Origin of the sequence: Brevundimonas sp. UBA7534 (assembly GCF_002479325.1) — a bacterium.
In the GTDB taxonomy this organism is placed as follows: Bacteria; Pseudomonadota; Alphaproteobacteria; order Caulobacterales; family Caulobacteraceae; genus Brevundimonas.
Map to the genome: position 1 here is coordinate 1 of NZ_DLMO01000106.1, position 23,128 is coordinate 23,128.

The 23,128-nt window shown below is 69.2% G+C and carries 22 protein-coding genes; 7 read left to right on the forward strand and 15 right to left on the reverse strand.

Features of this window, described 5'->3' with window-relative positions; translation table 11 throughout:
• Positions 1-541: coproporphyrinogen III oxidase (locus B2U11_RS08085; RefSeq protein WP_292070991.1), on the forward strand; the 541-nt coding region annotated here is incomplete at its 5' end.
• Positions 538-729, forward strand: a complete 192-nt coding sequence (locus tag B2U11_RS08090; protein WP_292070992.1) for a hypothetical protein — start codon at positions 538-540, stop codon at positions 727-729. The genes B2U11_RS08085 and B2U11_RS08090, both read left to right, overlap by 4 nt.
• A 12-nt stretch (positions 730-741) precedes the next feature.
• Here the strand turns inward: B2U11_RS08090 and B2U11_RS08095 are convergent, their stop codons facing one another.
• Positions 742-1,617, reverse strand: a complete 876-nt coding sequence (locus B2U11_RS08095; protein WP_292070993.1) for a LysR family transcriptional regulator — start codon at positions 1,615-1,617, stop codon at positions 742-744.
• Positions 1,618-1,694: 77 nt separating this feature from the next.
• Between B2U11_RS08095 and B2U11_RS08100 the strand changes: the two genes are divergently transcribed.
• On the forward strand, positions 1,695-2,756 hold the full coding sequence (locus tag B2U11_RS08100) for a YeiH family protein (protein WP_292070994.1): 1,062 nt from the start codon (positions 1,695-1,697) through the stop codon (positions 2,754-2,756).
• On the opposite strand, the gene B2U11_RS08105 is transcribed toward B2U11_RS08100, so the two are convergent.
• Complete coding sequence (locus tag B2U11_RS08105; RefSeq protein ID WP_292070995.1) at positions 2,753-3,484, reverse strand: glutamine amidotransferase-related protein; 732 nt, start codon at positions 3,482-3,484, stop codon at positions 2,753-2,755. The genes B2U11_RS08100 and B2U11_RS08105 overlap by 4 nt on opposite strands.
• A gap of 22 nt (positions 3,485-3,506) precedes the next feature.
• On the reverse strand, positions 3,507-4,319 hold the full coding sequence (rlmJ, locus tag B2U11_RS08110; protein ID WP_292070996.1) for a 23S rRNA (adenine(2030)-N(6))-methyltransferase RlmJ: 813 nt from the start codon (positions 4,317-4,319) through the stop codon (positions 3,507-3,509).
• A 108-nt stretch (positions 4,320-4,427) separates the two neighbouring features.
• Between rlmJ and B2U11_RS08115 the strand changes: the two genes are divergently transcribed.
• The gene (locus B2U11_RS08115; RefSeq protein ID WP_292070997.1) at positions 4,428-5,453 is read left to right on the forward strand and encodes a DNA topoisomerase IB; all 1,026 of its coding nucleotides are present in this window, start codon (positions 4,428-4,430) and stop codon (positions 5,451-5,453) included.
• A gap of 214 nt (positions 5,454-5,667) precedes the next feature.
• On the opposite strand, the gene tdh is transcribed toward B2U11_RS08115, so the two are convergent.
• The 7 genes from tdh to B2U11_RS08150 form a co-directional block, all read right to left on the reverse strand.
• Positions 5,668-6,708 carry an L-threonine 3-dehydrogenase gene (gene tdh, locus B2U11_RS08120; RefSeq protein ID WP_349680719.1) on the reverse strand — a complete coding sequence of 347 codons (1,041 nt, stop codon included), beginning with the start codon at positions 6,706-6,708 and terminating at the stop codon, positions 5,668-5,670.
• An 11-nt stretch (positions 6,709-6,719) separates the two neighbouring features.
• On the reverse strand, positions 6,720-7,910 hold the full coding sequence (locus B2U11_RS08125) for a glycine C-acetyltransferase (protein WP_292070999.1): 1,191 nt from the start codon (positions 7,908-7,910) through the stop codon (positions 6,720-6,722).
• 62 nt (positions 7,911-7,972) lie between these two features.
• Positions 7,973-8,851 carry a DUF4232 domain-containing protein gene (locus tag B2U11_RS08130; protein WP_292071000.1) on the reverse strand — a complete coding sequence of 293 codons (879 nt, stop codon included), beginning with the start codon at positions 8,849-8,851 and terminating at the stop codon, positions 7,973-7,975.
• A gap of 53 nt (positions 8,852-8,904) precedes the next feature.
• A complete protein-coding gene (gene mce / locus B2U11_RS08135) occupies positions 8,905-9,327 on the reverse strand; it encodes a methylmalonyl-CoA epimerase (protein WP_292071001.1) in 423 nt (140 codons plus the stop codon).
• Positions 9,324-11,483, reverse strand: coding sequence for a methylmalonyl-CoA mutase (gene scpA / locus B2U11_RS08140; protein ID WP_292071002.1), 2,160 nt, complete (start codon positions 11,481-11,483; stop codon positions 9,324-9,326). Before scpA ends, mce begins: the two co-directional genes overlap by 4 nt.
• Entirely contained in the window at positions 11,480-12,859 is a 1,380-nt protein-coding gene (locus B2U11_RS08145; protein WP_292071028.1) for a methylmalonyl-CoA mutase family protein, read from the reverse strand. The genes scpA and B2U11_RS08145 overlap by 4 nt, the downstream gene beginning before the upstream one ends.
• Positions 12,859-14,838 (reverse strand): acetyl-CoA carboxylase biotin carboxylase subunit, encoded by a 1,980-nt coding sequence (locus tag B2U11_RS08150; RefSeq protein ID WP_292071003.1) that lies wholly within the window; start codon positions 14,836-14,838, stop codon positions 12,859-12,861. Before B2U11_RS08150 ends, B2U11_RS08145 begins: the two co-directional genes overlap by 1 nt.
• A 146-nt stretch (positions 14,839-14,984) precedes the next feature.
• Here B2U11_RS08150 and B2U11_RS08155 point away from each other — a divergent pair, with 146 nt between their 5' ends.
• Positions 14,985-15,347, forward strand: a complete 363-nt coding sequence (locus B2U11_RS08155; RefSeq protein ID WP_292071004.1) for a GIY-YIG nuclease family protein — start codon at positions 14,985-14,987, stop codon at positions 15,345-15,347.
• Positions 15,348-15,496: 149 nt separating this feature from the next.
• Here B2U11_RS08155 and B2U11_RS08160 read toward each other — a convergent pair whose 3' ends face one another.
• Positions 15,497-17,032 carry an acyl-CoA carboxylase subunit beta gene (locus tag B2U11_RS08160; protein WP_292071005.1) on the reverse strand — a complete coding sequence of 512 codons (1,536 nt, stop codon included), beginning with the start codon at positions 17,030-17,032 and terminating at the stop codon, positions 15,497-15,499.
• A 131-nt stretch (positions 17,033-17,163) separates the two neighbouring features.
• Here B2U11_RS08160 and B2U11_RS08165 point away from each other — a divergent pair, with 131 nt between their 5' ends.
• Both B2U11_RS08165 and B2U11_RS08170 read left to right on the forward strand, forming a co-directional pair.
• Positions 17,164-18,594, forward strand: coding sequence for a helix-turn-helix domain-containing protein (locus B2U11_RS08165; RefSeq protein ID WP_292071006.1), 1,431 nt, complete (start codon positions 17,164-17,166; stop codon positions 18,592-18,594).
• A gap of 126 nt (positions 18,595-18,720) precedes the next feature.
• Positions 18,721-19,101, forward strand: a complete 381-nt coding sequence (locus B2U11_RS08170; protein ID WP_292071007.1) for a response regulator — start codon at positions 18,721-18,723, stop codon at positions 19,099-19,101.
• A gap of 21 nt (positions 19,102-19,122) precedes the next feature.
• Here B2U11_RS08170 and B2U11_RS08175 read toward each other — a convergent pair whose 3' ends face one another.
• The 4 genes from B2U11_RS08175 to mmsB form a co-directional block, all read right to left on the reverse strand.
• Complete coding sequence (locus tag B2U11_RS08175; protein ID WP_292071008.1) at positions 19,123-20,310, reverse strand: acetyl-CoA C-acyltransferase; 1,188 nt, start codon at positions 20,308-20,310, stop codon at positions 19,123-19,125.
• Positions 20,311-20,372: 62 nt separating this feature from the next.
• A complete protein-coding gene (locus B2U11_RS08180) occupies positions 20,373-21,314 on the reverse strand; it encodes a flavin reductase family protein (RefSeq protein WP_292071009.1) in 942 nt (313 codons plus the stop codon).
• 81 nt (positions 21,315-21,395) lie between these two features.
• A complete protein-coding gene (locus B2U11_RS08185) occupies positions 21,396-22,181 on the reverse strand; it encodes an enoyl-CoA hydratase (protein ID WP_292071010.1) in 786 nt (261 codons plus the stop codon).
• A 1-nt stretch (position 22,182) separates the two neighbouring features.
• Positions 22,183-23,082: a 3-hydroxyisobutyrate dehydrogenase gene (gene mmsB, locus B2U11_RS08190; protein WP_292071011.1), complete on the reverse strand. Its 900-nt coding sequence runs from the start codon at positions 23,080-23,082 to the stop codon at positions 22,183-22,185.
• Between the last annotated feature and the right edge of the window lie 46 nt (positions 23,083-23,128).

Here is a 23,128-nt window from a genome sequence, read left to right on the forward strand (position 1 = left end):
CCGCCAGGTCCGCCCGCGCGTGCCGGCCGTGCACATGAACACGCGCTTCATCGCGACGACCCAAAGCTGGTTCGGCGGCGGCGGCGACCTGACGCCGGTGCTGGAGGCCGATCGACATCAGGATCACCCCGACACCCTGGCCTTCCACGCCGCCATGCAGGCCGCCTGCGACGCCCACAATCCGGCTTGGCACGCCAAGTACAAGGCCTGGTGCGACGACTACTTCTTCCTGCCGCACCGCAACGAGCCGCGCGGCACGGGCGGAATCTTCTACGACCACCACGACAGCGGCGACTACGACAGGGACTTCGCCTTCACCCGCGACGTGGGCCTGGCCTTCCTGGACGTCTATCCCCGGATCGTCGCCCGCCGCATGGCCGAGGCCTGGACGCCCGAAGAGCGCGAGGAGCAGTTGGTTCGGCGCGGCCGCTACGTGGAGTTCAACCTGCTTTACGACCGTGGCACCATGTTCGGCCTCAAGACCGGCGGCAACGTCGATTCAATTCTCAGTTCCATGCCCCCGGTGGTGAAGTGGCCATGACCTCTCCGATCGTGAAAATCCTGCTGCGCAGCCTCGTGGCGACGCTGATCTTCGTGGTTCTGTACGGAATATACATGGCCATCGGCCGCCAGCCGGGCATTCCGGGGACGCTGGCCGTCCTGGCCGCCTTCTCCTTCGCCGCCAACCTGATGGTTGAACGGGTCTTCCTGTCGCGCCCGCGCGCCTGAGCGCCTGAGGCCTCAGCCCATCGCGGCGATGAAGGCGTCGCCGGCCTTGCTGCGATAGCGTTCCTTGTGCCGCAACAAGCGGAAGGGACGTTCCGGCAAGGCGAACGGCGCCGTGGCCAGCCGACCCGCCGCGACCGAGGCGTAGGCGACGCTTTCCGACAGGGCGGTGGCCCCCGCCCCCGCCTCGGCCGCCGCCAGCACCGCCTCGTTGGACGGCAGAGTCATGGCCACAGCCAGGGCGGCCGGATCGACGCCCGCCATGCGGACCGCCGCTTCCAGCGTCGACCGGGTGCCGGAACCCGGTTCGCGCAACACCCAGGATGTCGCCGTCAGGTCCTGCGCCGCCAGTCGGCTGCGCGTCGCCCACGGGTGGTCCGGCGTCACCAGCACGGCCAGCCGGTCCGAGCCGACCGTGGCCTGCGACAGGGCCGGCGCATCCACCGCCCCCTCGACCAGGCCGATCTCGGCCGCCCCGTTCAACACCGCCTCGGCCGCCTCGCGGGTATTGCCGATGGCGACATCCAGTTCGATGCCCGGATGCGCCGCGTGAAAGGCCACCAGCCGGCGCGGCAGCCAGTAGCTGGCGATGGTCTGGCTGGCGAAGACCGCCAGACGCCCCCGGCGCAGCGCGCTCATGTCCGCCAGCGCCGCCTCCGCCGCCGCCGCCCGCGCCAGCACCGCCCTGGCCTCGGGCAGGAAGGCGCGACCTGTCTCGTTCAGCACGACGCCGCGGCCGACGCGATCGAACAGCCGCACCTGATGTTCAACCTCCAGCGCCCCCAGCGCGTTCGACACCGCCGATTGGGTCAGGTTCAGCGTCCGCGCGGCCGCCGTCACATGCTCGCGCTCGGCCACGGCGACGAAGATGCGTAGGCGTTCCAGCGTCATGATTGATCCTCAAATCGGATTGAAATGAGCATATCTATTCGTTGGAACACAGTCGAGGCCCGGCCCACCCTGCGGCGATGTCCGCGCCGTCCGCCGATCTCGTCGCCTCCCCCGTCGTCCGCGCCCTGCCTGGCTGGCGGATCGCGCCCGGTCTGGCGCTGGCCGCGGCCGTCGCGGCGGCCGCCTACGCCCTGGCTGGGCTCGAACAGAGTCTGTTCGGTCATCCGTGGCTGGAGCCCCTGGTCCTGGCGATCCTGCTGGGGGCGGCGGTGCGCAACGTCTGGTCGCCCGGCGCGCGCTGGACGCCGGGGGTCGAGTTCGGCGCCAAGACGGTTCTGGAGGTCGCCGTCGTCCTCCTCGGCGCTTCGGTCAGCGCCGCCACCCTGTCGTCGCTCGGCGTGTTCGTCGTCGTCGGAATCTTCCTTCTGGTCGTCGTCGGAATCGTCGTCGGTTTCGGCCTGGGTCGGGCCCTGGGTCTGAACCCGCGCATGGCCCTGCTGGTGGCCTGCGGCAACGCCATCTGCGGCAACTCCGCCATCGCCGCCGTGGCCCCGGTGATCGACGCCGACGGGGACGAGGTGGCCGCCTCCATCGCCTTCACCGCCGTGCTGGGCGTCGTCGTCGTCCTGACCCTGCCTTTGCTGGGCGTGCTGCTGCAGATGTCGACGCTGCAGTTCGGCGCCCTGGCCGGCCTGACGGTTTACGCGGTGCCCCAGGTGCTGGCCGCCGCCGCCCCCTTCGGACCCGCCGCCGCCCAGACCGGCACGGTGGTCAAGCTGGTGCGCGTCCTGATGCTGGGGCCGGTGGTCTTCGCCCTGTCGCTGATCGCGGGCCGCACGGGCCGGGGGCGCAAGGATCAGGCGCGCACGCCCGGCCTGCACCGCCTGGTTCCGTGGTTCATCGTCGGCTTCCTGGTCATGATCGGCCTGCGCTCGCTGGGCCTGATCCCCCAGACCGCCCAGCCCTGGCTGGCCTCGGCCTCGGGCCTGCTGACGGTGATCGCCATGGCCGCCCTGGGCCTTCAGACCGACATCCGCACTGTGGCGCGCGCCGGCGGCCGGGTGGCGGCGGCGGTGGTGCTGTCGCTGGCGGCGCTGCTGGCGCTGGCGCTGCTGCTGATCCGGCTGCTGGGGCTCTAGATCCCGCTGCCGTCGGTCTCCACCGGCGGCGGGGTCAGCAGCAGGAAGGCCCGTATCCAGGCCGTCAGCACCGGCCGGTCGTTGGGCCGCGCCAGGCTGGCCAGAGCCGCATCCGCCACGGCGTCGGGGATGCGGTCTCCGCGCCGGCTCTCGACCAGGGCGGCGGCGTATTCCGGCTGGAACTCGGGATGACACTGGAAGGAGATCGCGTCCTCGCCCCAGGCCAGGCCCGCATAGGGGGTGAAGTCGCACGCGGCGATCACCCGCGCGTCCGGCGACACCGCCGTCACCTGGTCCTGGTGCGAGACGGGGATCGAGATGGCCGTCGCGCGCGGATGCATCCACGGCTCGTCACGCCGCACGTCATAGCGGTGCAGCCCCACGCCCCAGCCCTTGTCGGACTTCTCCACCGCCCCGCCGAACGCCGTCGCCATCGCCTGGTGGCCAAAGCAGATGCCGACCAGCCGCGTCTTGCCCCGCGCCGCCCTCAGCCAGTCCAGCAGTCGGGGGATCCAGAACAGGTCGTCATAGACCCCCGCCGCCGACCCCGTGACGATGGCGCCCTGAAAGGCGGCCGGGTCGTCCGGCAGATGCCCGCGCTGCACATCGAACCGCGTCGTCGGCACGCCCTCGCCCAGCAGCGCTCGAAACCGCGCCGGATAGTCGTCGAACTGGTCAGTCAGGTCGTCCGGCGGATGGCCGGTCTCCAGAATGGCGATGCGGGTCATGGGTCTAACCTAGGGCGCGGGCTCAGAAGGTCCAGACCTCGGCCTTGGCGCCGGGCTCGCCCAGCGCCTCGACCACCCAGTCGCAGACCTCGCGCGCCGCCGCGTCCAGGCCCGGCGGCGGATTGACCACCACCAACGCGCAGCCGTTCATCTTCATCGGGTTCGTCAGCGGGCGCAGCCGCGCCTCGGCCACCAGGGTCGGCCCCGCCTTGCCGTCCAGCCGGCGGATGAAGGCGTCGAACGTCTCCAGATCCTTCAGCGGCGTCCAGATCGCGATGGTGGCCCCCGGATCGCGCCGCCGGATCGCCAGCGCCGCCTGGGCCGCACGGGCATAGTCGTCGGGCTTTTCGAACGGAGGGTCGATGAGGACCAGCGGCGCGCTGGACCGGGCCGCCTCTGACGTCGCGCCGTCATAACCGTCGCCCTCGACCGCCCGCGCGTCGGGGTGATGCTTCAGCGCCTCGGCCAGCAGCGCCCGCACCGGCGGGTTGAGCTCGAATCCCACGTAGCGCCCGCCCGGCCCCAGCCGCCGCGCGATCAGCAGCGGCGATCCCGGATAGAAGCGCGCGCCGCCGCCCGGATTGGTCGCCGCCACCTCGGCCGCCAGTGTCTCCATCAGCGGCGGCCGCCCCTGGGCCGACATCAGCTTCAGCACCCCGTCCTCTGCCTCCCTGGACCGCGCGCCGTCGCCCGCCAGGTCGTACAGCCCCGCGCCCGCATGGGTGTCGATGACCACGCGCGGCTCGGCCCGCGGCGTTTCCATCAGCGCGATCAACAGCGCGTGCTTGACCAGGTCGGCGAAGTTTCCGGCGTGGAAGCTGTGGCGATAATTCATGGCGTCCTCGTCCCCCGCCCGGCCCCTGGGGTCAAGCGGAACCCGGCGGACCGGCCTCGCGTTCGTGGCTCGCCCCGGCGGTGTCCGGCGAAGTTCAGGAAGACGCCCATGCCCGACGGTTCCCACGCCTTCGAACCCGATATCGAGGTTCCGCAGGGCCTGACCTGGTGCAGCGACGACCATCCCGGCCTGTCCCGCCGCCGCGCCGGCAAGGGCTGGTCCTATCGGGACGCCAAGGGGCGACCGATCCGCGACGCCAGGGTGCTGGACCGCATCCGCGCCCTGGCCATTCCGCCGGCCTGGACCGACGTGTGGATCTGCCCACGCGCCAACGGCCATATCCAGGCCATCGGCCGCGACGCCAAGGGCCGCAAGCAGTATCGCTATCACGCCGACTGGAGCACGGCCCGCTCGACCAACAAGTTCGACCGCCTGCCCGCCTTCGCCCGCGCCCTGCCCAAACTGCGCGCCCAGGTGGAGCACGATCTGGGCTTGCGCGGCGTGTGCAAGGCTAAGGTGCTGGCCACCGCGGTGCGCCTGCTGGAGCTGACGCTGATCCGCATCGGCAATGCGATCTACGCCAAGCAGAACCGCAGCTACGGCCTGACCACCCTGCACAAGCGCCACCTGGACGTCGACGGCGCCGCCCTGACGTTCGAGTTTCGCGGCAAGAGCGGCAAGGATCATTCCGTCAGCGTCAAGGACCGCCGCCTGGCCCGTGTCGTCCGCGCGCTGGAGGACCTGCCCGGCCAGCAGTTGTTCAAGTATCGCAGCGCCAACGGCGACCTGTGCCCCGTGACCTCCGACGACGTGAACGCCTATATCCGCGACGCGATGGGCGAGCAGTTCTCGGCCAAGGATTTCCGCACCTGGGCCGGCACCGTCTCGGCGGCGCGGGCGCTGCGAGAGATGGAGCCGCCGACCTCCCAGACCGACGGGAAGCGAAAGATCACCCTGTGCGTGAAGGCGGTCTCAGGCCTTCTGGGCAACACCCCGACCGTTTGCCGCGCCTCCTACGTCCACCCGCGCGTGTTCGAGCTGTTCCAGGCCGGACAGATGGCCGACGCCCTGCCCGGCCCCGAGGCCAAGGCGTTCGAGACCGCCCTGATCAAGGTGCTTCGCCAGGCCGGATAGGATGGCCGTCGTCGCCCAGCGCGCGCACTTCCGACGATGAAACCAGCGGAAATCAACGCCTTGGCTTCGCATCGTCGCGGTCAGCGCGCCTGGGTCGGCGTCCGGCCTATGCTGGGCCGATGATCCGGTCCGCCGACGAATTGCACCATATTGCACCTTGCACTGTTTTTCGGGGTGCAGTGCAATTCGCCCCGCCCTGCTCAGGCCGCCTTGCTCAGGCCGCCTTGTCCCAGTCCAGCACCACCTTGCCGGACTGCCCGGACTTCATCGCCTCGAAGCCCTCGCGGTACTGATCGTAGGCCAGGCGGTGGGTGATCAGTGGGCTCAGGTCCAGGCCGGCCTTCAACAGGCCCAGCATCTTCCTCCAGGTGGTGAACATCTCGCGGCCATAGACGCCCTTGATCGTCAGCGCCTTCAGGATGATCGCGCCCCAGTCCGTCTCCATCGGCTTGGAGGGGATGCCCAGCATGGCCAGGCCGCCGCCCATGATCAGGGTGTCGACGCATTGCTTGAAGGCGATGGGCGACCCCGACATCTCCAAGGCCACGTCGAAGCCGACCTTCATGCCCAGTTCCTTGACGACGCCGTGCAGGTCTTCCCTCGTCGTATTCACCGTCCGCACACCCGGCGCCACCTTCTGCGCCAGCTCCAGCCGGTAGTCGTTGATGTCGGTCAGCACCACTGTGCGCGCGCCCGCGTGGCGCGCCACCGCCGCCGCCATCACCCCGATCGGTCCCGCGCCCGTCACCAGCACGTCCTCTCCTAGCAGGTCGAACTGCTGGGCCGTGTGCACCGCATTGCCGAACGGATCGAGGATCGAACCGATCTCGTACGGCACGTCGTCGGGCAGCTCGATCACATTGAACGCCGGCGCCACGACATATTCAGCAAAGGCGCCCTGGCGGTTCACGCCGATGCCCCGCGTCTTGGGGTCCAGGTGGAAATGCCCCGCCCGCGCCGCCTCGGAGTTCAGGTCGATGACGTGCCCCTCGGCCGAGACGCGCTGGCCGATCTTCAGCGGACGATCCACCTCCGATCCCACGGCGACGATCTCGCCGGCGAACTCGTGGCCGGTGATCATCGGCGTCGGCACGTTCTTCTGGGACCACTCGTCCCAGTTCCAGATGTGGATGTCGGTGCCGCACACCGCCGTGCGATGCACCTTGATCAGCACGTCTTCCGGTCCCGCCTGCGGGATCGGCGCGTCGATCAGCTCAAGCCCCTGCACCGGCCCGGTCTTGGCCAGGGCCTTCATCGTGTCCGCCATCAGATCACTCCCAATTCTTTGCCGGCCGTCGTGAACGCCGCGACCGTCCGGTCGATCTGCTCGAAGGTGTGCGCCGCCGACATCTGGGTGCGGATACGCGCCTGGCCGCGCGGCACCACCGGGAAGCTGAAGCCGATCACATAGACGCCCAGGTCCAGCGCGCGCGCGGCGAAATCCTGGGCCAGCTTGGCGTCGCCCAGCATCACCGGGATGATGGGGTGCTCGCCCTCCAGCAGGGTGAAGCCGGCGTCCGCCATGGCCCCGCGATAGCGATGAGCATTGGCCGACAGGCGCGTGCGCAGCTTGTCGCCCTCCGCCCCTTGGGCGATGCGGATGGCCTCAAGGCTGGAGCCGCACACCGCCGGCGAGAGGGCGTTGGAGAACAGATAGGGCCGCGCCCGCTGCTTCAGCAGTTCCACCACCGACTTTCTGGCGCAGATGAAGCCGCCCATCGCCCCGCCCAGCGCCTTGCCGAAGGTGCCGGTGACGAAGTCGACCTCGACCCCGTGATGGGCGAACGAGCCGCGCCCCTGCGGCCCCAGAAAGCCGGTCGCATGGCAGTCGTCGACCATGATCAGGGCGTCGTACTTGTCGGCCAGCGCGCGAATGTCCTTCAGCTTGGCGATATAGCCGTCCATCGAGAAGGCGCCGTCGGTGGCGATGATGATGTCGCGGGCGCCGTCGGCGCGGGCCTGCTTCAGCTGGCTTTCCAGCTCGTCCATGTCCGAGTTGGCGAAGCGATAGCGCTTGGCCTTGCACAGCCGAACGCCGTCGATGATCGAGGCGTGGTTCAGGCTGTCCGAGACGATGGCGTCGCCCTCGCCCAGCAGCGGTTCGAACAGGCCGCCGTTGGCGTCGAAGGCGGCGGCGAACAGGATGGCGTCCTCGAAACCCAGATAGCCGGCGATCGCCGACTCCAGCTCCTTGTGAATCTCCAGGGTGCCGCAGATGAAGCGCACCGACGCGGTGCCCGCGCCCCACTTCTGCTGCGCGGCGATGCCCGCCTGGGTCACCCGCTCGTCGCCCGCCAGCCCCAGATAGTTGTTGGCGCAGAAGTTCAGAACCTCGCGCCCCGCCACCCGGATCACCGGCCCCTGGCGCGAAGCGATGACGCGCTCGGGCTTGGTCAGCCCCTGCGCGTCGATATCGTTCAGTTCGCCGGCGACGCGGTCGTAGAAGCTCTGGGTCATGGCCGCGACCTACGCCGAATCCGGTCCGCTTTCCACCCCGGCCGACGCCGCGAGCAGCTCGGTCATTCGGCCGCGCGCAGCGGGCTGACCCGAATACGTCCGCCGCAGGGTGTGAACTCGAACGGGGCCGTCAGGGCCGCCGTGTCGGCGGGGGCGACCACGCGGATCGTCTTGGCCGTCGGACAGGTCTTCTCGCCTTCGCCCTCGTGCGGCACCACGTTCCAGGCCACCTCGAACAGAGCCTTGCCGCCCGGCGCCAGGGTCACGGGCGCGGGCGCCTGACCCTGGCGGAAGTAGCTGCCCGGGCTCTGCTCGGCGCGGATCGCGGACAGGACGTCGCCATCGCCGTCCCTGACCGTCACCGTGGCATAGCCGGTCAGGGTGCAGGCCTGGCTTCCCGCATTCTCCAGCGCGAAGTTCCGCACGCGATTGCCCGCGCCGGCGTCGCCGTCCCCGACCGACAGCCTCAGCTGCGGTCCCTTGCACGGCGTCGACGCCGGCAGGACGCCGCCCGGCGCAGGGGTCGGCGACGGCAGGGGCCCGGCCGGCTCGCCACCCGTGGTCGGTCGCGTGCAGCGCTCCATGACAGCCGTTCCCGTCTGGTCGTTCGGCCCCAGCCGACTCAGGGTCGCGCTCTCCTCGCCATTGCGATTCGCCGTCCACCATTCGACGCCTTCGCCCACATAGCGCGCCCCGCTGGCCGCCACGGCCGAGCGCAGGGCCAGCGTCTGGTCGCGATAGACCAGCTCCGCCGTCTCGCTGTCGGGGTAGCGGGCCTGGATCGTCACCCCGCTCTCGCAGGCGTAGCCGATGGTCGGCGCCGTGCTTGGCGCCAGTTCGACCGGCGGCGCGGGCGCGGGCGCGTCATCCGGCGCGGGCTGCTGGCAGGCGGCCAGTCCGGTCAGGCAGGCCAGGGCGGCGACGGCGAGACGGCGGGTCATGAGAAGGCTCCTTGTCCTGCGCCTCAACGGCCCAGCCCGCCAAAAGGCTCCGCTTAGTGAGCGCCTTTCGGCGTCTCCATCAGCTCGATCAGCACTCCGCCCATGTGGCGCGGGTGCAGGAACACCACCGGCGTCCCATGCGCGCCGATCCTCGGCTCGCCGGTTCCCAGGATCGTCACGCCCTTGGCCCGCATCTCGGCCAGGGCGGCGTGGATGTCCGCGACCTCGAAACAGACGTGGTGCTGCCCGCCCTTGGGATTCTTGGCCAGGAAGCCCACGATGGGGCTGGTCTCGTCATAGGGTTCGATCAGTTCGATCTGGGCCGTCGGCGTGTCGATGAAACACACCTTCACCCCCTGGGCCGGCAGGTCGAAGGGTTCGCCGATCTTCGTGGCGCCCAGCACGTCGCGATAGAGCTTGATGGACTCGGCGATGGAGGGCGTGGCGACCCCGACATGGTTCAGGGCGCCGATCATGGCTTGTCCTTGTTCGGTTCGGGTTGGGCATAGCCCAGCCGCTGGTTCAGTTTCTCGATCAGGTCGATGGCGGTGTCGGCGATGACCGATCCGGGCGGATAGACCGCCGCCGCCCCCATATCCAGCAGGGGCTGCACGTCCGAAGGCGGGATCACGCCCCCGACCACGATCATGATGTCTGGACGCCCCAGCTTCTCCAGCTCGGCTTTCAATTCCGGCACGAGCGTCAGGTGCCCGGCCGCCAGCGAGGAGGCGCCCACGGCATGGACGCCTTTTTCCACCGCGTCCTTCGCCGCCTCGGCCGGTGTCTGGAACAGGGCGCCGGCGGTGACGTCGAAGCCCAGGTCGCCGTAACCGGTGGCGACCACCTTCTGGCCGCGGTCGTGCCCGTCCTGCCCCAGCTTGGCGATCAGGATGCGCGGCGGCCCGCCGTCGTTCTCGACGAAGGCGGCGACCATGTCGCGGGCGCGGGCGAAGCGCGCGTCGGCGCCCGCCTCCTTGGCGTAGACGCCGGACACCGTCTTCACCGTCGCCACGTGCCGGCCAAACGCGGCGCCCAGCGCGTCCGAGATTTCCCCCACGGTCGCCTTGGCGCGCGCCGCCCGCACCGAAAGCTCCAGCAGATTGGCCTTCCCGCGCGCGCCGTTGGTCAGTTCGGTCAGGGCGGCCTGGGTCGCCGCCTCGTCCCGCTCGACGCGCAGCCGTTCCAGCTTCTCGATCTGGCGGGCGCGGACCTCGGCGTTGTCGACCTTCAGCATCGGAATGTCGTCCACGACGGGGTTCAGATACTTGTTCACCCCCACGACCGTCTGCTGGCCCGTGTCGATCCGCGCCTGGGTCCTGGCGGCGGATTCCTCGATCCGCAGCTTGGGAATGCCGGCCTCGATGGCCTTGGCCATGCCGCCCAGCGCTTCGACCTCGGCCATGTGGGCGCGCGCTCGGTCCGCCAATTCCTGGGTCAGCCGCTCGACATAGTAGCTGCCGCCCCACGGGTCGATCACCCGCGTCAGCCCCGTCTCCTGCTGCAGCAGGATCTGGGTGTTACGCGCGATCCGGGCCGAGAAGTCGGTCGGCAGGGCCAGGGCCTCGTCCAGCGCATTGGTGTGCAGGCTCTGCGTCTGGCCGCCGGCCGCCGCCATCGCCTCCACCATCGTCCGGCTGACGTTGTTGAACACGTCCTGCGCCGCCAGCGACCAGCCCGAGGTCTGACAGTGGGTCCGCAGCGACAGCGACTTGGGGTTCTCGCCCCCCTCGCGCCGCACGGCCTCGGCCCACAGCAGGCGGCCGGCCCGCATCTTGGCCACCTCCATGAAGTAGTTCATCCCGATGGCCCAGAAGAAGCTGAGGCGCGGCGCGAACCGGTCGATCGACATGCCCGCCGCCGCACCGCAGCGCAGATATTCGATCCCGTCCGACAGGGTGTAGGCCAGCTCGATGTCCGCCGAGGCCCCCGCCTCCTGCATGTGATAGCCGGAGATGGAGATGCTGTTGAACTTGGGCGCTTCCTGCGCCGTCCAGGCGAAGATGTCGGCGATGATCCGCATCGAGGGTTCGGGCGGATAGATGTATGTATTGCGGACCATGAACTCCTTCAGAATGTCGTTCTGAATGGTCCCGGTCAGCTTGGCGTGGTCGACGCCCTGCTCCTCGCCCGCCACGACATAGAGGGCCAGGATCGGCAGCACCGCCCCGTTCATCGTCATGGACACCGACATCTGGTCCAGCGGAATGCCGTCGAACAGCGTCCGCATGTCGTAGATGCTGTCGATGGCGACGCCCGCCATGCCGACGTCGCCCTTCACCCGTGGGTGGTCGCTGTCATAGCCCCGGTGGGTGGCCAGGTCGAAGGCGACCGACAGGCCCTTCTGGCCCGCCGCCAGGTTGCGGCGATAGAAGGCGTTGGACTCCTCGGCGGTCGAGAAGCCGGCGTACTGCCGGATCGTCCACGGCGCGCCCGCATACATGGTCGGATAGGGACCGCGCACGAAGGGGGCGAAGCCCGGCAGGCCGTGCAGATGCTCCAGCCCTTGCGCATCGGCCGCGCCGTAAGCCGTCTTGACCGTCAAACCCTCGGGCGTGATCCAGGGCTCGCGCGCCGGCCCCGCCCCGGTCGGCGCCATATCGAGGGCGATCTTGCTGAAGTCGGGAAAGCTCATTGCGCCGCCTCCTCGAACGGGGCCGCGAAACGGATCGGCCTCAGGGCCAGGTCGGCGTTCGTCGCCGCGCGCGGCGGGGCCGCCGCCTCGACCGGCGCCGGACGCGGTTCCGGGTCGACGTATTTGGTCACGCCCACGATCTGGGCGGCGCCGTCGGCGATGGCGGCCTCACGCGTCTGACGCGCCCGCGCGATACGTCCCTGGACGATCCCGCCCTTCAGGGCCTCGACCAGGCCGCCTTCGGCCTCGATGGCCTGGAACTCGGCCCAGCCCGCCTCGGCCAGTTCGCGCGTGCGGGCGTCCAGATACCAGGAGCCTGACGCCGGATCGTCCACCCGGCCCAGGCTGGCCTCCTCCATCAGGACCAGCTGGGTGTTGCGCGCCTGGCGCCGGGCGAAGGCGTCGGCCAGGCCCTCGGCGCGGGTGAAGCCGTCCAGCACCACCACGTCCGCGCCCCCGACCGCGCCGGCGAAACCGGCCGCGGTCAGCCGCAGCAGATTCGGCCACGGGTCGCGCGCCGAGAGCATCCGCCGCGACGAACGCGCCTCGATCACAGCCGGGGCGTCCACGCCGAACGCCTGGACCAGGCTGTTCCAGATCAGGCGCATGGCCCGGACCTTGGCCAGGCCGTCGAAATACTCCTGATCGACCGACAGGCCCAGCGTCACGCCGCGCAGCGCCGTCTCGGCCGTCAGGCCCGCCGCGACGCCCGCCTTGACGTAGGCGACCGCGGCGCCGGCCGCGAAGGCCAGCTCCTGGGCGATGGACCCGCCCGCCTCGTGCCCGACCCGGCCGCTGGCCAGAAACAGGCTCGCCTCGGGATAGGGCGCCGCGTGGCGCGCCGCCGCCTGCGCCGCCTCGGCCAGATGATCCTCGATCGGGCGCGGCGATCCACCCGCCTCGGCGAAGGCCGAGATCGGATCCAGATGAAACCGCAGCTGCGCGCGCGGCGCCCCCTTGGCCAGGGTCGCCAGGGCGTCCGCCGCCTCCGGCCCGTCGAAGCCCGCGTCCAGCGCCGCCGGGGCCAGGTCCAGCGCCACGCCGTCCAGCGCCCGGCCCAGCCACGCGCCGTCCGACAGCGACGCGCCCGCCAGCAGGACCGAGGCCGCCCCGTTCTCCAGATCGGTCAGGACGGCGGCGTTCACCGCCTCGGCGTCGTCGCCCTCGACCAGTGTGCGCAGATCCCAGGCCCGCCCTTCCGCATCGGACGCGCGCGGGGCGAAGACCGGCGCGCCCCCTGTCGCCTCGGCGTAGAGGGGCCGCGTGATCAGGCGGTCCGCGTCCAGATGCAGCAGCGTTTCCAGCGGCCGGTCCTTCAGCGCCTTCTCGGCCGCCTCGCGCCATTCCAGGGGCGTGGGGATGGGGAAGGCCCCCATCATCCGAACTCCACCAGCACGTCGTCCGCCGCAACCGGATCGCCGGCCTTGGCCGAGACCGCCTTCACCACGCCGTCGCGCTCGGCCTTGAGGATGTTCTGCATCTTCATGGCCTCGATGATGGCGACCGTCTCGCCGGTCTTGACCTCCTGGCCGACCGCCACGGGAATATCGACGACCAGGCCCGGCATCGGCGACAGCACCAGCTTGGACGTATCGGCCGCCTGCTTCTCGGGCAGGCGCGCATACATCTCCGCGACGTGCGGGCGCAGCACCCGCACCCGCGCCCTGGCCGCGCGGTGGCGGATGTCGAAGCCGTCGGCGGCGCGCCTGACCTCGGCGGTGAAGGGTTCGCCGTCCAGCGTCGCCCTGAACTGCGCCAGGCCCGGGCGCCAGTCGATGTCCGACAGCCGGATGTCGCCCCCGCCGGTGAGGGTCAGCAGCAGGGCCTCGTCCTCGTCGTAGGACAGGCCGACGCCGTGCATCTCGCGGTCCAGCGTGACGATCCAGTCGGTGCGGTCCGACGGATCGCCGTCCTGTTCGGCGATGATCTCGTGCATCGCCATGCCTGCCGCGATCAGGACGCGCTGCTGGGCGACCGTCGGCCTCAGGCCGTGGAAGCCGTCCGGGAACTCGTCCTTGATGTAGCTGGTCGACAGCTGACCCGACCGGAACCGCTCCTGATCCATGACGGCGGCCAGGAAGGGGACGTTGTGGCCCAGGCCTGACAAATGGGTGTCCTCCAGCGCGCGGGCCATGCCCTCGACCGCCGCCTCGCGCGTCTCGCCCCAGGCGCACAGTTTGGCGATCATGGGGTCGTAGAACATGCTGATCTCGTCGCCCTCGCGGACGCCGGAATCGTTTCTGACGGTGTAGTCGCCTTGGTCGCCCTCTTCCGGCTGCTCGTATCGGACCAGCCGCCCGATCGAGGGCAGGAAGCCGCGATAGGGGTCCTCGGCGTAGATCCGGCTCTCGATGGCCCAGCCGTCGATCTTCAGGTCCTTCTGCTCGAAGGCCAGCCTCTCGCCCCAGGCCGACCGGATCATCTGTTCGACCAGATCGACCCCGGTGATTAGCTCCGTCACCGGATGCTCGACCTGAAGACGGGTGTTCATCTCCAGGAAGTAGAAGCTCTTGTCCTGACCGGCGACGAACTCGACCGTGCCGGCCGAGTCATAGTTCACGGCCTGGGCCAGGGCGACGGCCTGCGCCCCCATGGCGGCGCGGGTGGCCTCGTCCAGCAGGGGCGACGGCGCCTCCTCGATGACCTTCTGATTGCGGCGCTGGATCGAACATTCGCGCTCGAACAGATGGACGACATGGCCGTGCTTGTCGCCCAGCACCTGGATCTCGATGTGGCGCGGATCGACGATGAACTTCTCCAGGAAGACCCGGTCGTCGCCGAAGGCGTTCAGCGCCTCGGCCTTCACCGCTGCGAACCCCTCGGCCATGTCGGCGTCCGAATGGGCCACGCGGATGCCCTTGCCGCCTCCGCCGGCCGAAGCCTTGATCATGACCGGATAGCCGATCTCGCGCGCGATCCTGACCGCCTCGTCCGGCGTCTCGATCAGACCCATATGGCCCGGCACGGTCGAAACCCCCGCCTCGGCCGCCAGCTTCTTGGAGCTGATCTTGTCGCCCATGGCCTCGATGGCCTCGGGGTTCGGCCCGATGAAGGCGATCCCCTCGTCCCTCAGCCGCCGCGCGAAGCCGGCGTTCTCGCTCAGGAAGCCAAAGCCCGGATGCACGGCCTGCGCCCCCGTCTGGCGCACCGCCTCGACGATCTTGTCCGCCAGCAGATAGGACTGCGCCGCCGGCGCCGGCCCGATCAGCACCGCCTCGTCGGCCATCTCGACCGCCAACGACCCGGCGTCGGCCTCCGAATAGACCTGCACCGTCTTGATGCCCATCTTGCGGCAGGTCTTGATGATCCGAACCGCGATCTCGCCCCGGTTGGCGATGAGGATTTTGGAGAACATGGTCAGTTCCTGCGGACGTTTACTTTCGTCATCCTAGGCCCTGTGCCTAGGATCCATACGCTCGGTTTCGAACGGTGCGCCTCGGTCGAGAGCGCGGAGTATGGATCCTCGCCACAAGGGCGAGGATGACGGTTGAGGGGATTAGGATGGTCGGTGTCGAAAGCTTGATCGGCTGCTACATGATGGCCAATCGGAAGCACGGCGTGATCTATATCGGCGTCAGCAGCCAACTTGTCGGCCGTGTCGCGCAGCATCGCGAAGGCCTCATCGAAGGCTTCACCAAACAACACGGCCTGAAACGCCTCGTCTGGTACGAGTTCCACGAAACCATTGTCGGCGCGATCCAGCGGGAGAAGTCGCTGAAACGCTGGCCGCGAGACTGGAAGGCCAACCTGATCGAGCGAACAAATCCGCACTGGGACGATCTGTTCGACGGGTTGGCACATAACAGGATTGAGGTCGCGCCCGATCCCGAGACGTACCGCAACTGGACGCCCAAAGAGGAGTGACGCCCTCCTCCCCCATCCCGTCATCCTAGGCCTCTTGCCTCGGATCAATAGAATCCGGCGAGGCCGGTGAACACCGGCCCCTATCGAGCTTATGGATCCTCGGGACAAGCCCGAGGATGACGAACTCTGCTGAAGCATCGAAACCGACATCACAGCGGAATATTGTCGTGCTTCTTCCAGGGGTTCTCCTGGGCCTTGTTCTTCAGCGTCCGCAGCGCCTTCACCAGCCGCCGCCGCGTCCCGTGCGGCATGATGACGTCCTCGATATAGCCCAGCCCCGCCGCCACGAACGGATTGGCGAAACGGTCCTTGTATTCGGTCTCGCGCGCCGCCAGGGCCTCGGGATCGCCGGCCTCCTTGCGGAAGATGATCTCGACCGCCCCCTTGGCGCCCATGACGGCGATCTCGGCCGAGGGCCAGGCGTAGTTGACGTCGCCGCGCAGGTGTTTGGAGCTCATCACGTCATAGGCGCCGCCATAGGCCTTGCGCGTGATCAGGGTCAGTTTCGGCACCGTCGCCTCGGCATAGGCGAACAGCAGCTTGGCCCCGTGCTTGATCAGGCCGCCGTACTCCTGCTTGGTCCCCGGCATGAAGCCCGGCACGTCCACCAGCGTCACCAGAGGAATGTCGAAGGCGTCGCAGAAGCGCACGAACCGCGCGGCCTTGCGGCTTGAATCGATGTCCAGCACGCCGGCCAGCACCTGGGGCTGGTTGGCGACGATCCCGACCGTCTGGCCGTCCAGCCGCCCGAAGCCGCAGATGATGTTCTTGGCGAAGTCGGCCCCGATCTCGAAGAAGTCGGCCTCGTCGACCACCTTCAGGATCAACTCCTTCATGTCATAGGGCTGGTTCGGATTGGCCGGGATCAGGGTGTCCAGGCTCGGCTCGTCACGCTCCGGCTCGTCATAGCTTTCGCGCACCGGCGGCTTTTCGCGGTTCGACAGGGGCAGAAAGCCGATCAGGCGCCGCACCTCCGACAGGGCCTCAAGATCGTTTTCGAACGCCCCGTCCGCCACGCCCGACTTGGCCGAATGGACGCGGGCGCCGCCCAGGTCCTCATGGCTGACCACCTCATTGGTGACCGTCTTCACCACATCGGGGCCGGTGACGTACATATAGCTCGTGTCCTTCACCATGAAGATGAAGTCGGTGATGGCAGGCGAATAGACGTCGCCGCCCGCGCACGGCCCCATGATCACGCTGATCTGGGGAATGACGCCGCTGGCCAGGGTGTTCTGCAGGAAGATGTCGGCGTAACCGGCCAGGCTCTCCACCCCCTCCTGGATGCGCGCGCCGCCCGCGTCGAACAGGCCGATGATCGGGGCGCCCGTGGTCAGGGCCATCTTCTGCAGCTTGACGATCTTGGCCGCATGGGCGCCCGACAGCGATCCGCCGAAGACGGTGAAGTCCTTGGAGAAGACATAGACCAGCCGCCCGCCGATGGTGCCGCGCCCCGTCACCACCCCGTCGCCGGGGATGCGTTGGTCCTGCATCCCGAAGTCGTGGCTGCGATGCTCGACGAACATGTCGGTCTCCTCGAAGGAGCCTTCGTCCAGCAGGACGTCGATGCGTTCACGCGCCGTCAGCTTGCCCTTGGCGTGCTGGGCGGCGATACGCTTTTCCCCGCCGCCCAGCTTGGCGGCGGCGCGGCGGCGCTCCAGTTCCTCCAGGATGACTTGGGTCATTTCGGTGTCGGACCTCCCGTTCGTTGCGCTATGGGTGGCGGCTTCATCGCAAATACGCAAACGCAACTTCGCAAAAAGTGCGGAACTGCGGGGCTTTGCAAAGGATGTTGGGTTGATCTGCGAAGTTGCGAATGGCTGAGAAGCTGTTTCTGGGCGCCAAGCTGAGGAAGCTGCGCGAGGCGCGGGGCTGGACGCTGGAGGCGTGCGCCGAGCGATTGGGCCTGTCGCCCTCCTATCTGTCGCAGTTGGAGACCAATCAGCGGCCCGCCACCGCGCGGGTGCTGATCGCCCTGACCCGCGCCTTTCACGTCGACGCCAGCCTGTTCGACCTGGAGGGCGACGCGCGCCTGCTGGCGGACCTGCGCGAGGCCACCACCGACATCGCCGGCCAGGCCGAGCCGCCGACCGCCGCGGAGTTGAAACAGGCCGTGGTCAATGCGCCCAAGCTGGCGCGCCAGTTCCTGGCCCTGCACCAGACCTTCCGCCGGCTGGACGAGCGGGTGAAGGCGTTGGACGACACCCTGGGGCGCGACGAACGCGGCGCCGGGGTGACCGTGCTGCCGTTCGAGGAAGTGCGCGACTTTTTCCACTACCGCGACAACTACATCGACAGCCTGGACACGGCGGCCGAGGCCCTGGCCGCCGACCTGCCGCAAGAGGGGCAGGCGGAGCGTTCGCTGGAGGCGGCGCTGGGCGACCTGCACGGCGTCCGGGTCGTCACCGTGGGCGGACAGGAGGCGCTGCGCCGCTACGACCCCGCCAGCCGCGTGCTGACGCTCGACGCCTGGCAACCGGGCGCGACGCGGACCTTTCAGATGGCGCACCAACTGGCTTTGCTGTCCTTTCGCGACCGGATCGAAGCCGAACTGGATCAGGCCGCCTTTCGCACGGACGCGGCGCGCGACGTCGCCCGGGTGGGCCTGGCCAACTACGCCGCCGGGGCGACCCTTTTGCCCTACCGCGCCTTCCTGGAAGCGGCGCGCGAGGAACGGCACGACGTGGACCGACTGCGGACGCGGTTCCAGGTCAGTTTCGAACAGGTCTGCCACCGGCTGTCGAACCTGCAACGGCCCGGCTGGCGCGGCGTGCCCTTTTACTTCGCCCGCGTGGACATGGCGGGCAACATCACCAAGCGGCACAGCGCGACGCGCTTCCAGTTCGCCCGCTTCGGCGGCGCATGCCCGCTGTGGAACGTGCATGAGGCCTTCGCCGCCCCCGACCGTATCGATGTGCAGCTGGCCGAGATGCCGGACGGGTCCCGCTACGTCTCCATTGCGAAAAGCGTGTCCAAGCCCAGCGGCTCCTATCTGGCCAATGACCGGCGCTACGCCCTGTCGCTGGGGTGCGAGGTCGAGCATGCATCCTCGCTGGTCTATGCCGCCGGGCTGGACCTGAACGGTCCGGCGACCAAGATCGGCGTCAGCTGCCGCATCTGCGAGAGGACCGACTGCACTCAGCGCGCCTTCCCGCCCATCGACCGCCCGCTGGAAGTGCCCGAGAACGAGCGCGGCGTGGTGCCCTACCGCCTGGGAAGCGCGCTCAATCTGCGCTTTGACAGGTGAGCGGCTTCAAGTAACACTGGTTTGGTCAAGCCTCATCCCTATGAGTCGCCTGGACGAAGTCGATTACCGACACTGTTCAACCCTAGCCGCGGCATCCGCGCCGGGCTTGATCGCGTATTGCGCCCTATGTCGTTTCGCACCTTGCTGATCCTGCATGTCGACGATGACGCCGAGATGCGCCACCTGATCGCCGTTTGCCTGGCCGCAGCCGAGGACATGACCTTGACCTCGCTGGATTCGGGACATGCGGCGCTCGAGCACCTCAAGGCCGCGCCGCCGCCCCACCTGATCCTGCTGGATGTCTGCATGCCGGATATGGACGGCCCCACGACGCTGGCCGCCCTGCGACGCCTGGACGGCCTGGCCGACACGCCGGTCGTGTTTCTGACCGGTCGTGCGGCCGAGCATGAACGCGCCCGCTATCGCGCGCTGGGTGCCGCCGACGTGATCGCCAAGCCTTTCGACCCGGCGCGACTGGCCGACGACCTTCGTCGTCACGCCGCCTAGGTCCTCCCGCCCCCAGGACGGTCAGACCATTTCCACCGTCATGGCCGTGGCCTCGCCGCCGCCGATGCACAGGGCGGCCGCGCCCCTGGTCTTGCCGCGCGCCTTCAGCGCCGAAAGCAGGGTCGTCAGCACCCGCGCGCCCGAGGCGCCCAGCGGATGGCCCAGGGCGCAGGCGCCGCCGTTCACATTGATCTTGTCGTGGGGGACGCCCAGCTCCTGCATGGCGATCATCGGCACCACGGCGAAGGCCTCGTTGACCTCCCACAGGTCCACGTCCTCGGCCGACCAGCCCGCCTTCTCCAGCGCCTTGCGCAGCGCGAACACCGGCGCGGTGGTGAACAGGCTGGGCTCGTGGGCGTGGGCGGCCTGGCTGACCACGCGGGCGACGGGCGTCAGGCCCAGCGCGCCGGCCGTCGATTGACGCATCATGACCAGGGCGGCGGCGCCGTCCGAGATGGAGGCGGCCGAGGCGGCGGTGATGGTGCCGTCCTTGCCGAAGGCGGGCTTCAGGTTCGGGATCTTGGACGGGTCGGACTTGGTCGGTTGTTCGTCGCGATCGACCGTCACCACGCCCTTTCGCGTCTTGACCTCGACCGGAACGATCTCGGCGTCGAAGCCGCCGGACTCCTGCGCCGCCTTGGCGCGCGCGGCGCTGGCGGTCGCATAGGCGTCCTGCTGCTCGCGCGTGAACTGATAGGCCTGGGCCGTGTCCTCGGCGAACTGGCCCATCAGCTTGCCGGGATTGTAGGCGTCCTCCAGCCCGTCCAGATACATGCTGTCGGAGATGACGTCGTGGCCGATGCGGGCCCCGCCGCGGTGCTTCTGCATCAGGTACGGCGCATTGGTCATGGACTCCATGCCCCCCGCCACGATGACCTCGGTCGAACCGGCCAGCAGGGCGTCGCGCGCCATCATCGCCGCCTGCATGCCCGAGCCGCACATCTTGTTGACCGTGGTGGCCTCGGTCGAGACCGGCAGGCCCGCGCCCATGCCCGCTTGGCGCGCCGGCGCCTGGCCCAGGCCCGCCGGCAGGACGCAGCCCATGATGATCTGCTCGACCTTCTCGGGCGCCAGGCCTGCGCGATCCAGCGCCGCCTTCACCGCCGCCGCGCCCAGGTCGGTGGCCTTGGCGTCCGACAGCGCGCCCTGAAAGCCGCCCATCGGCGTGCGGGCGTAGGAGACGATGACGACGGGATCGGACGCGGACATGACAGTTTCCTCTTGATCTTCGGCGGACAGATAGGACGCGCGTGGCGTCGTGAACAGGGCGCTCAGGCGAAGTGCAGCCGACGATACTTGCCCCGGAAGAACAGCAGCGGATCGCGACGCGGCTCGAACCGCGCCCGCAGCACCCGGCCGATGAAGACCAGATGGTCGCCGGCCTCGACCACCTGATGGGTGGCGCATTCGAAACTGGCCAGGGCGCCCGACAGGATCGGCGCGCCGGTGTCCCACGCCTCCCAGGCCACGTCCTGAAAACGATCTTCTGTCGAACGGGCGAAAACGCCCGAGGTCGGCTGCTGGCCGATGTGCAGCACATTGATGGCGAAGTGTTCGGCGGCGCGGAACCGGTCCAGGTTGCTGGAACTCCTGGCCAGGCAGAACAGGATCAGCGGCGGATCCAGCGACACCGCGCTGAACGAGTTGGCCGTCAGGCCGACGGGCAGACCCGCCCCGTCGCGCGTCGTCACCACCGTCACCCCGGTGGCGAAACAGCCCAGGGCGTCGCGCAGCGTCCGCGCATCCGATCCCGAGTGATAGACCAGGGCCTCGCGCGGGGCGGTCTCCTCCAGAAAGGCGACCAGGGCGGTGTCGAACGCCTCCCCCTGCCCCCGGGCCAGGGCCAGCACCGGCGCGCCGAACGCGGCGGCCTCTACGGAAACCTCGCCCGCGACGATGACCGCCGCCGCCGGCGACGGGCCTGAGCCCGACAGGGCCTGGGCGATCAGATCGCAGCTCTCGGCCGTGGACAGGATCGACGGCCGCGACGACATCTCCGTCAGCAGGCGACGCAGCGCCGCGACTGCGAAAGGCGGCTCCAACCTATCGAGGTCGGGCGCGACCACGCGACGTCCTGCCTCGACCAGGGCCCGGACCGAAGCGCGCCAATCCGCCGAAATTCGTTCGCGCGGGCCGACCAGAACAACCACGGGATCGTCGGCCTCACCCCAGGACTCCAGGTCCGGTTCGTCGATGGCGAAGGGCGAGGACATGAAGGCGAGGCGATCCTGGGTCGTTGAAGGGTTCGCCCTATTAAGGCGTCGCGGCGGCGCGGCGCCAGCCGCGCGCGGGCATCAACGCCCCTTGAAGTCCGGTTTCCGCTTCTCAACGAAGGCGGACATGCCCTCTTTCTGGTCCTCGAAGGCGAACAGGCTGTGGAACAGGCGGCGCTCGAAGCGCACGCCCTCGGTCAGGGTCGTCTCCAGGGCGACATTGACCATTTCCTTGTTCATCATCACCGCCAGCGGGCTCTGCGAGGCGATCTTCGCCGCCGCCGCTCGCGCCTCGTCCAGCAGCGCGTCGGGGGCCACCACGCGGCTGACCAGGCCAGCGCGTTCCGCCTCGGCCGCATCCATCATCCGCGCGGTCAGGATCATGTCCATCGCCTTGGACTTGCCGACCAGCCGCGTCAGCCGTTGCGATCCGCCGATCCCCGGCGCCACGCCCAGGTTGATCTCCGGCTGGCCGAACTTGGCCGTTTCGGACGCGATGATGAAGTCGCACAGCATCGCCAGTTCGCACCCGCCGCCCAGGGCGTAGCCCGACACCGCCGCGATGATCGGCTTCCTGAACCGCGAGATGCGGTCATGGCCCAGGGCGAAGAAGTTGCCCTTGAACATGTCGGCGTAGGACTGGTCCGCCATCTCCTTGATGTCGGCGCCGGCGGCGAAAGCCTTGGCCGATCCGGTCAGGATCAGGCAGCGCACGCTGTCGTCCGTCTCGACGGCATCCAAGAAGGCCGCCAATTCGCCGAACAGGGTCGAGTTCAGCGCATTCAGCGCCTCGGGCCGGTTCAGGGTGACGACCGCATAGCCGTCCGCATGGCGTTCGATCAGCAGCGTCGAATAGGCGTCGGCCATCTCAGGTCTCCAGTTCGGAAAGGCGGCCGCGCAGCAATTGCAGCATGGCCGAGAAGTCGCGACCGCCATGTCCCAGGCGGTCGAACAGGGCGTACATGGCCTCGGCCTGGGCGCCCAGGGGGGTGGAGGCGCCGCTCTTGGCCGCCGCGTCCTGCGCCAGCTTGAGATCCTTCAGCATCATGGCCGTGGCGAACCCGCCCTGGTAGTCGCGGTTCGACGGTGCTGTCGGCACCGGACCGGGCCAGGGGTAATAACTGCTGACGCTCCAGCACTGTCCCGACGACTTGGAGGCGATCTCGAAGAAGCGCTCGGGGTCCAGGCCCAGCTTCTCGGCCAAGGCGATGGCCTCGCAGGTCCCCATCATGCTGACGCCCAGCAGCATGTTGTTGCAGATCTTGGCCGCCTGCCCTGCGCCGTGGTCGCCGGCGCGGATGGTGATGCGGCTCATGGGATCCAGCGCCGCCTCGACCCGCCCGAAGTCGCCCTCGTCGCAGCCGACCATGAAGGCCAGCGTGCCGGCCTCGGCCGCCGCCGTGCCGCCCGACACCGGCGCGTCGGCGAAGGCGTAGCCGGCGTCTCGCGCCAGACCCGCGACCCTGCGCGCCGTCTCCACGTCAATGGTCGAACAGTCCAGCAGCAGGGCGCTGGACGGCGCGGCGCCCAGGATCTGCTCCGAATAGACCTTCAGCACGTGCGGCCCGGCCGGCAGCATGGTGATGACGACCTCGGCGTCCTTGACGGCCTCGGCGACCGATCCGGCCGGCGTGCAGCCCGCCGCGCCCGCCCGCTCCAGCGCCTCGGCCGACAGGTCGAAGGCCGCGACCGCATGGCCGGCCTTGGCCTGGTTCGCGGCCATGCCGCCGCCCATGTTGCCCAGGCCGATGAAGGCGATCTTGGTCATGGTCTCTCTCCCTTATTGTTGTCCGCTCACCCCCGCGAAAGCGGCG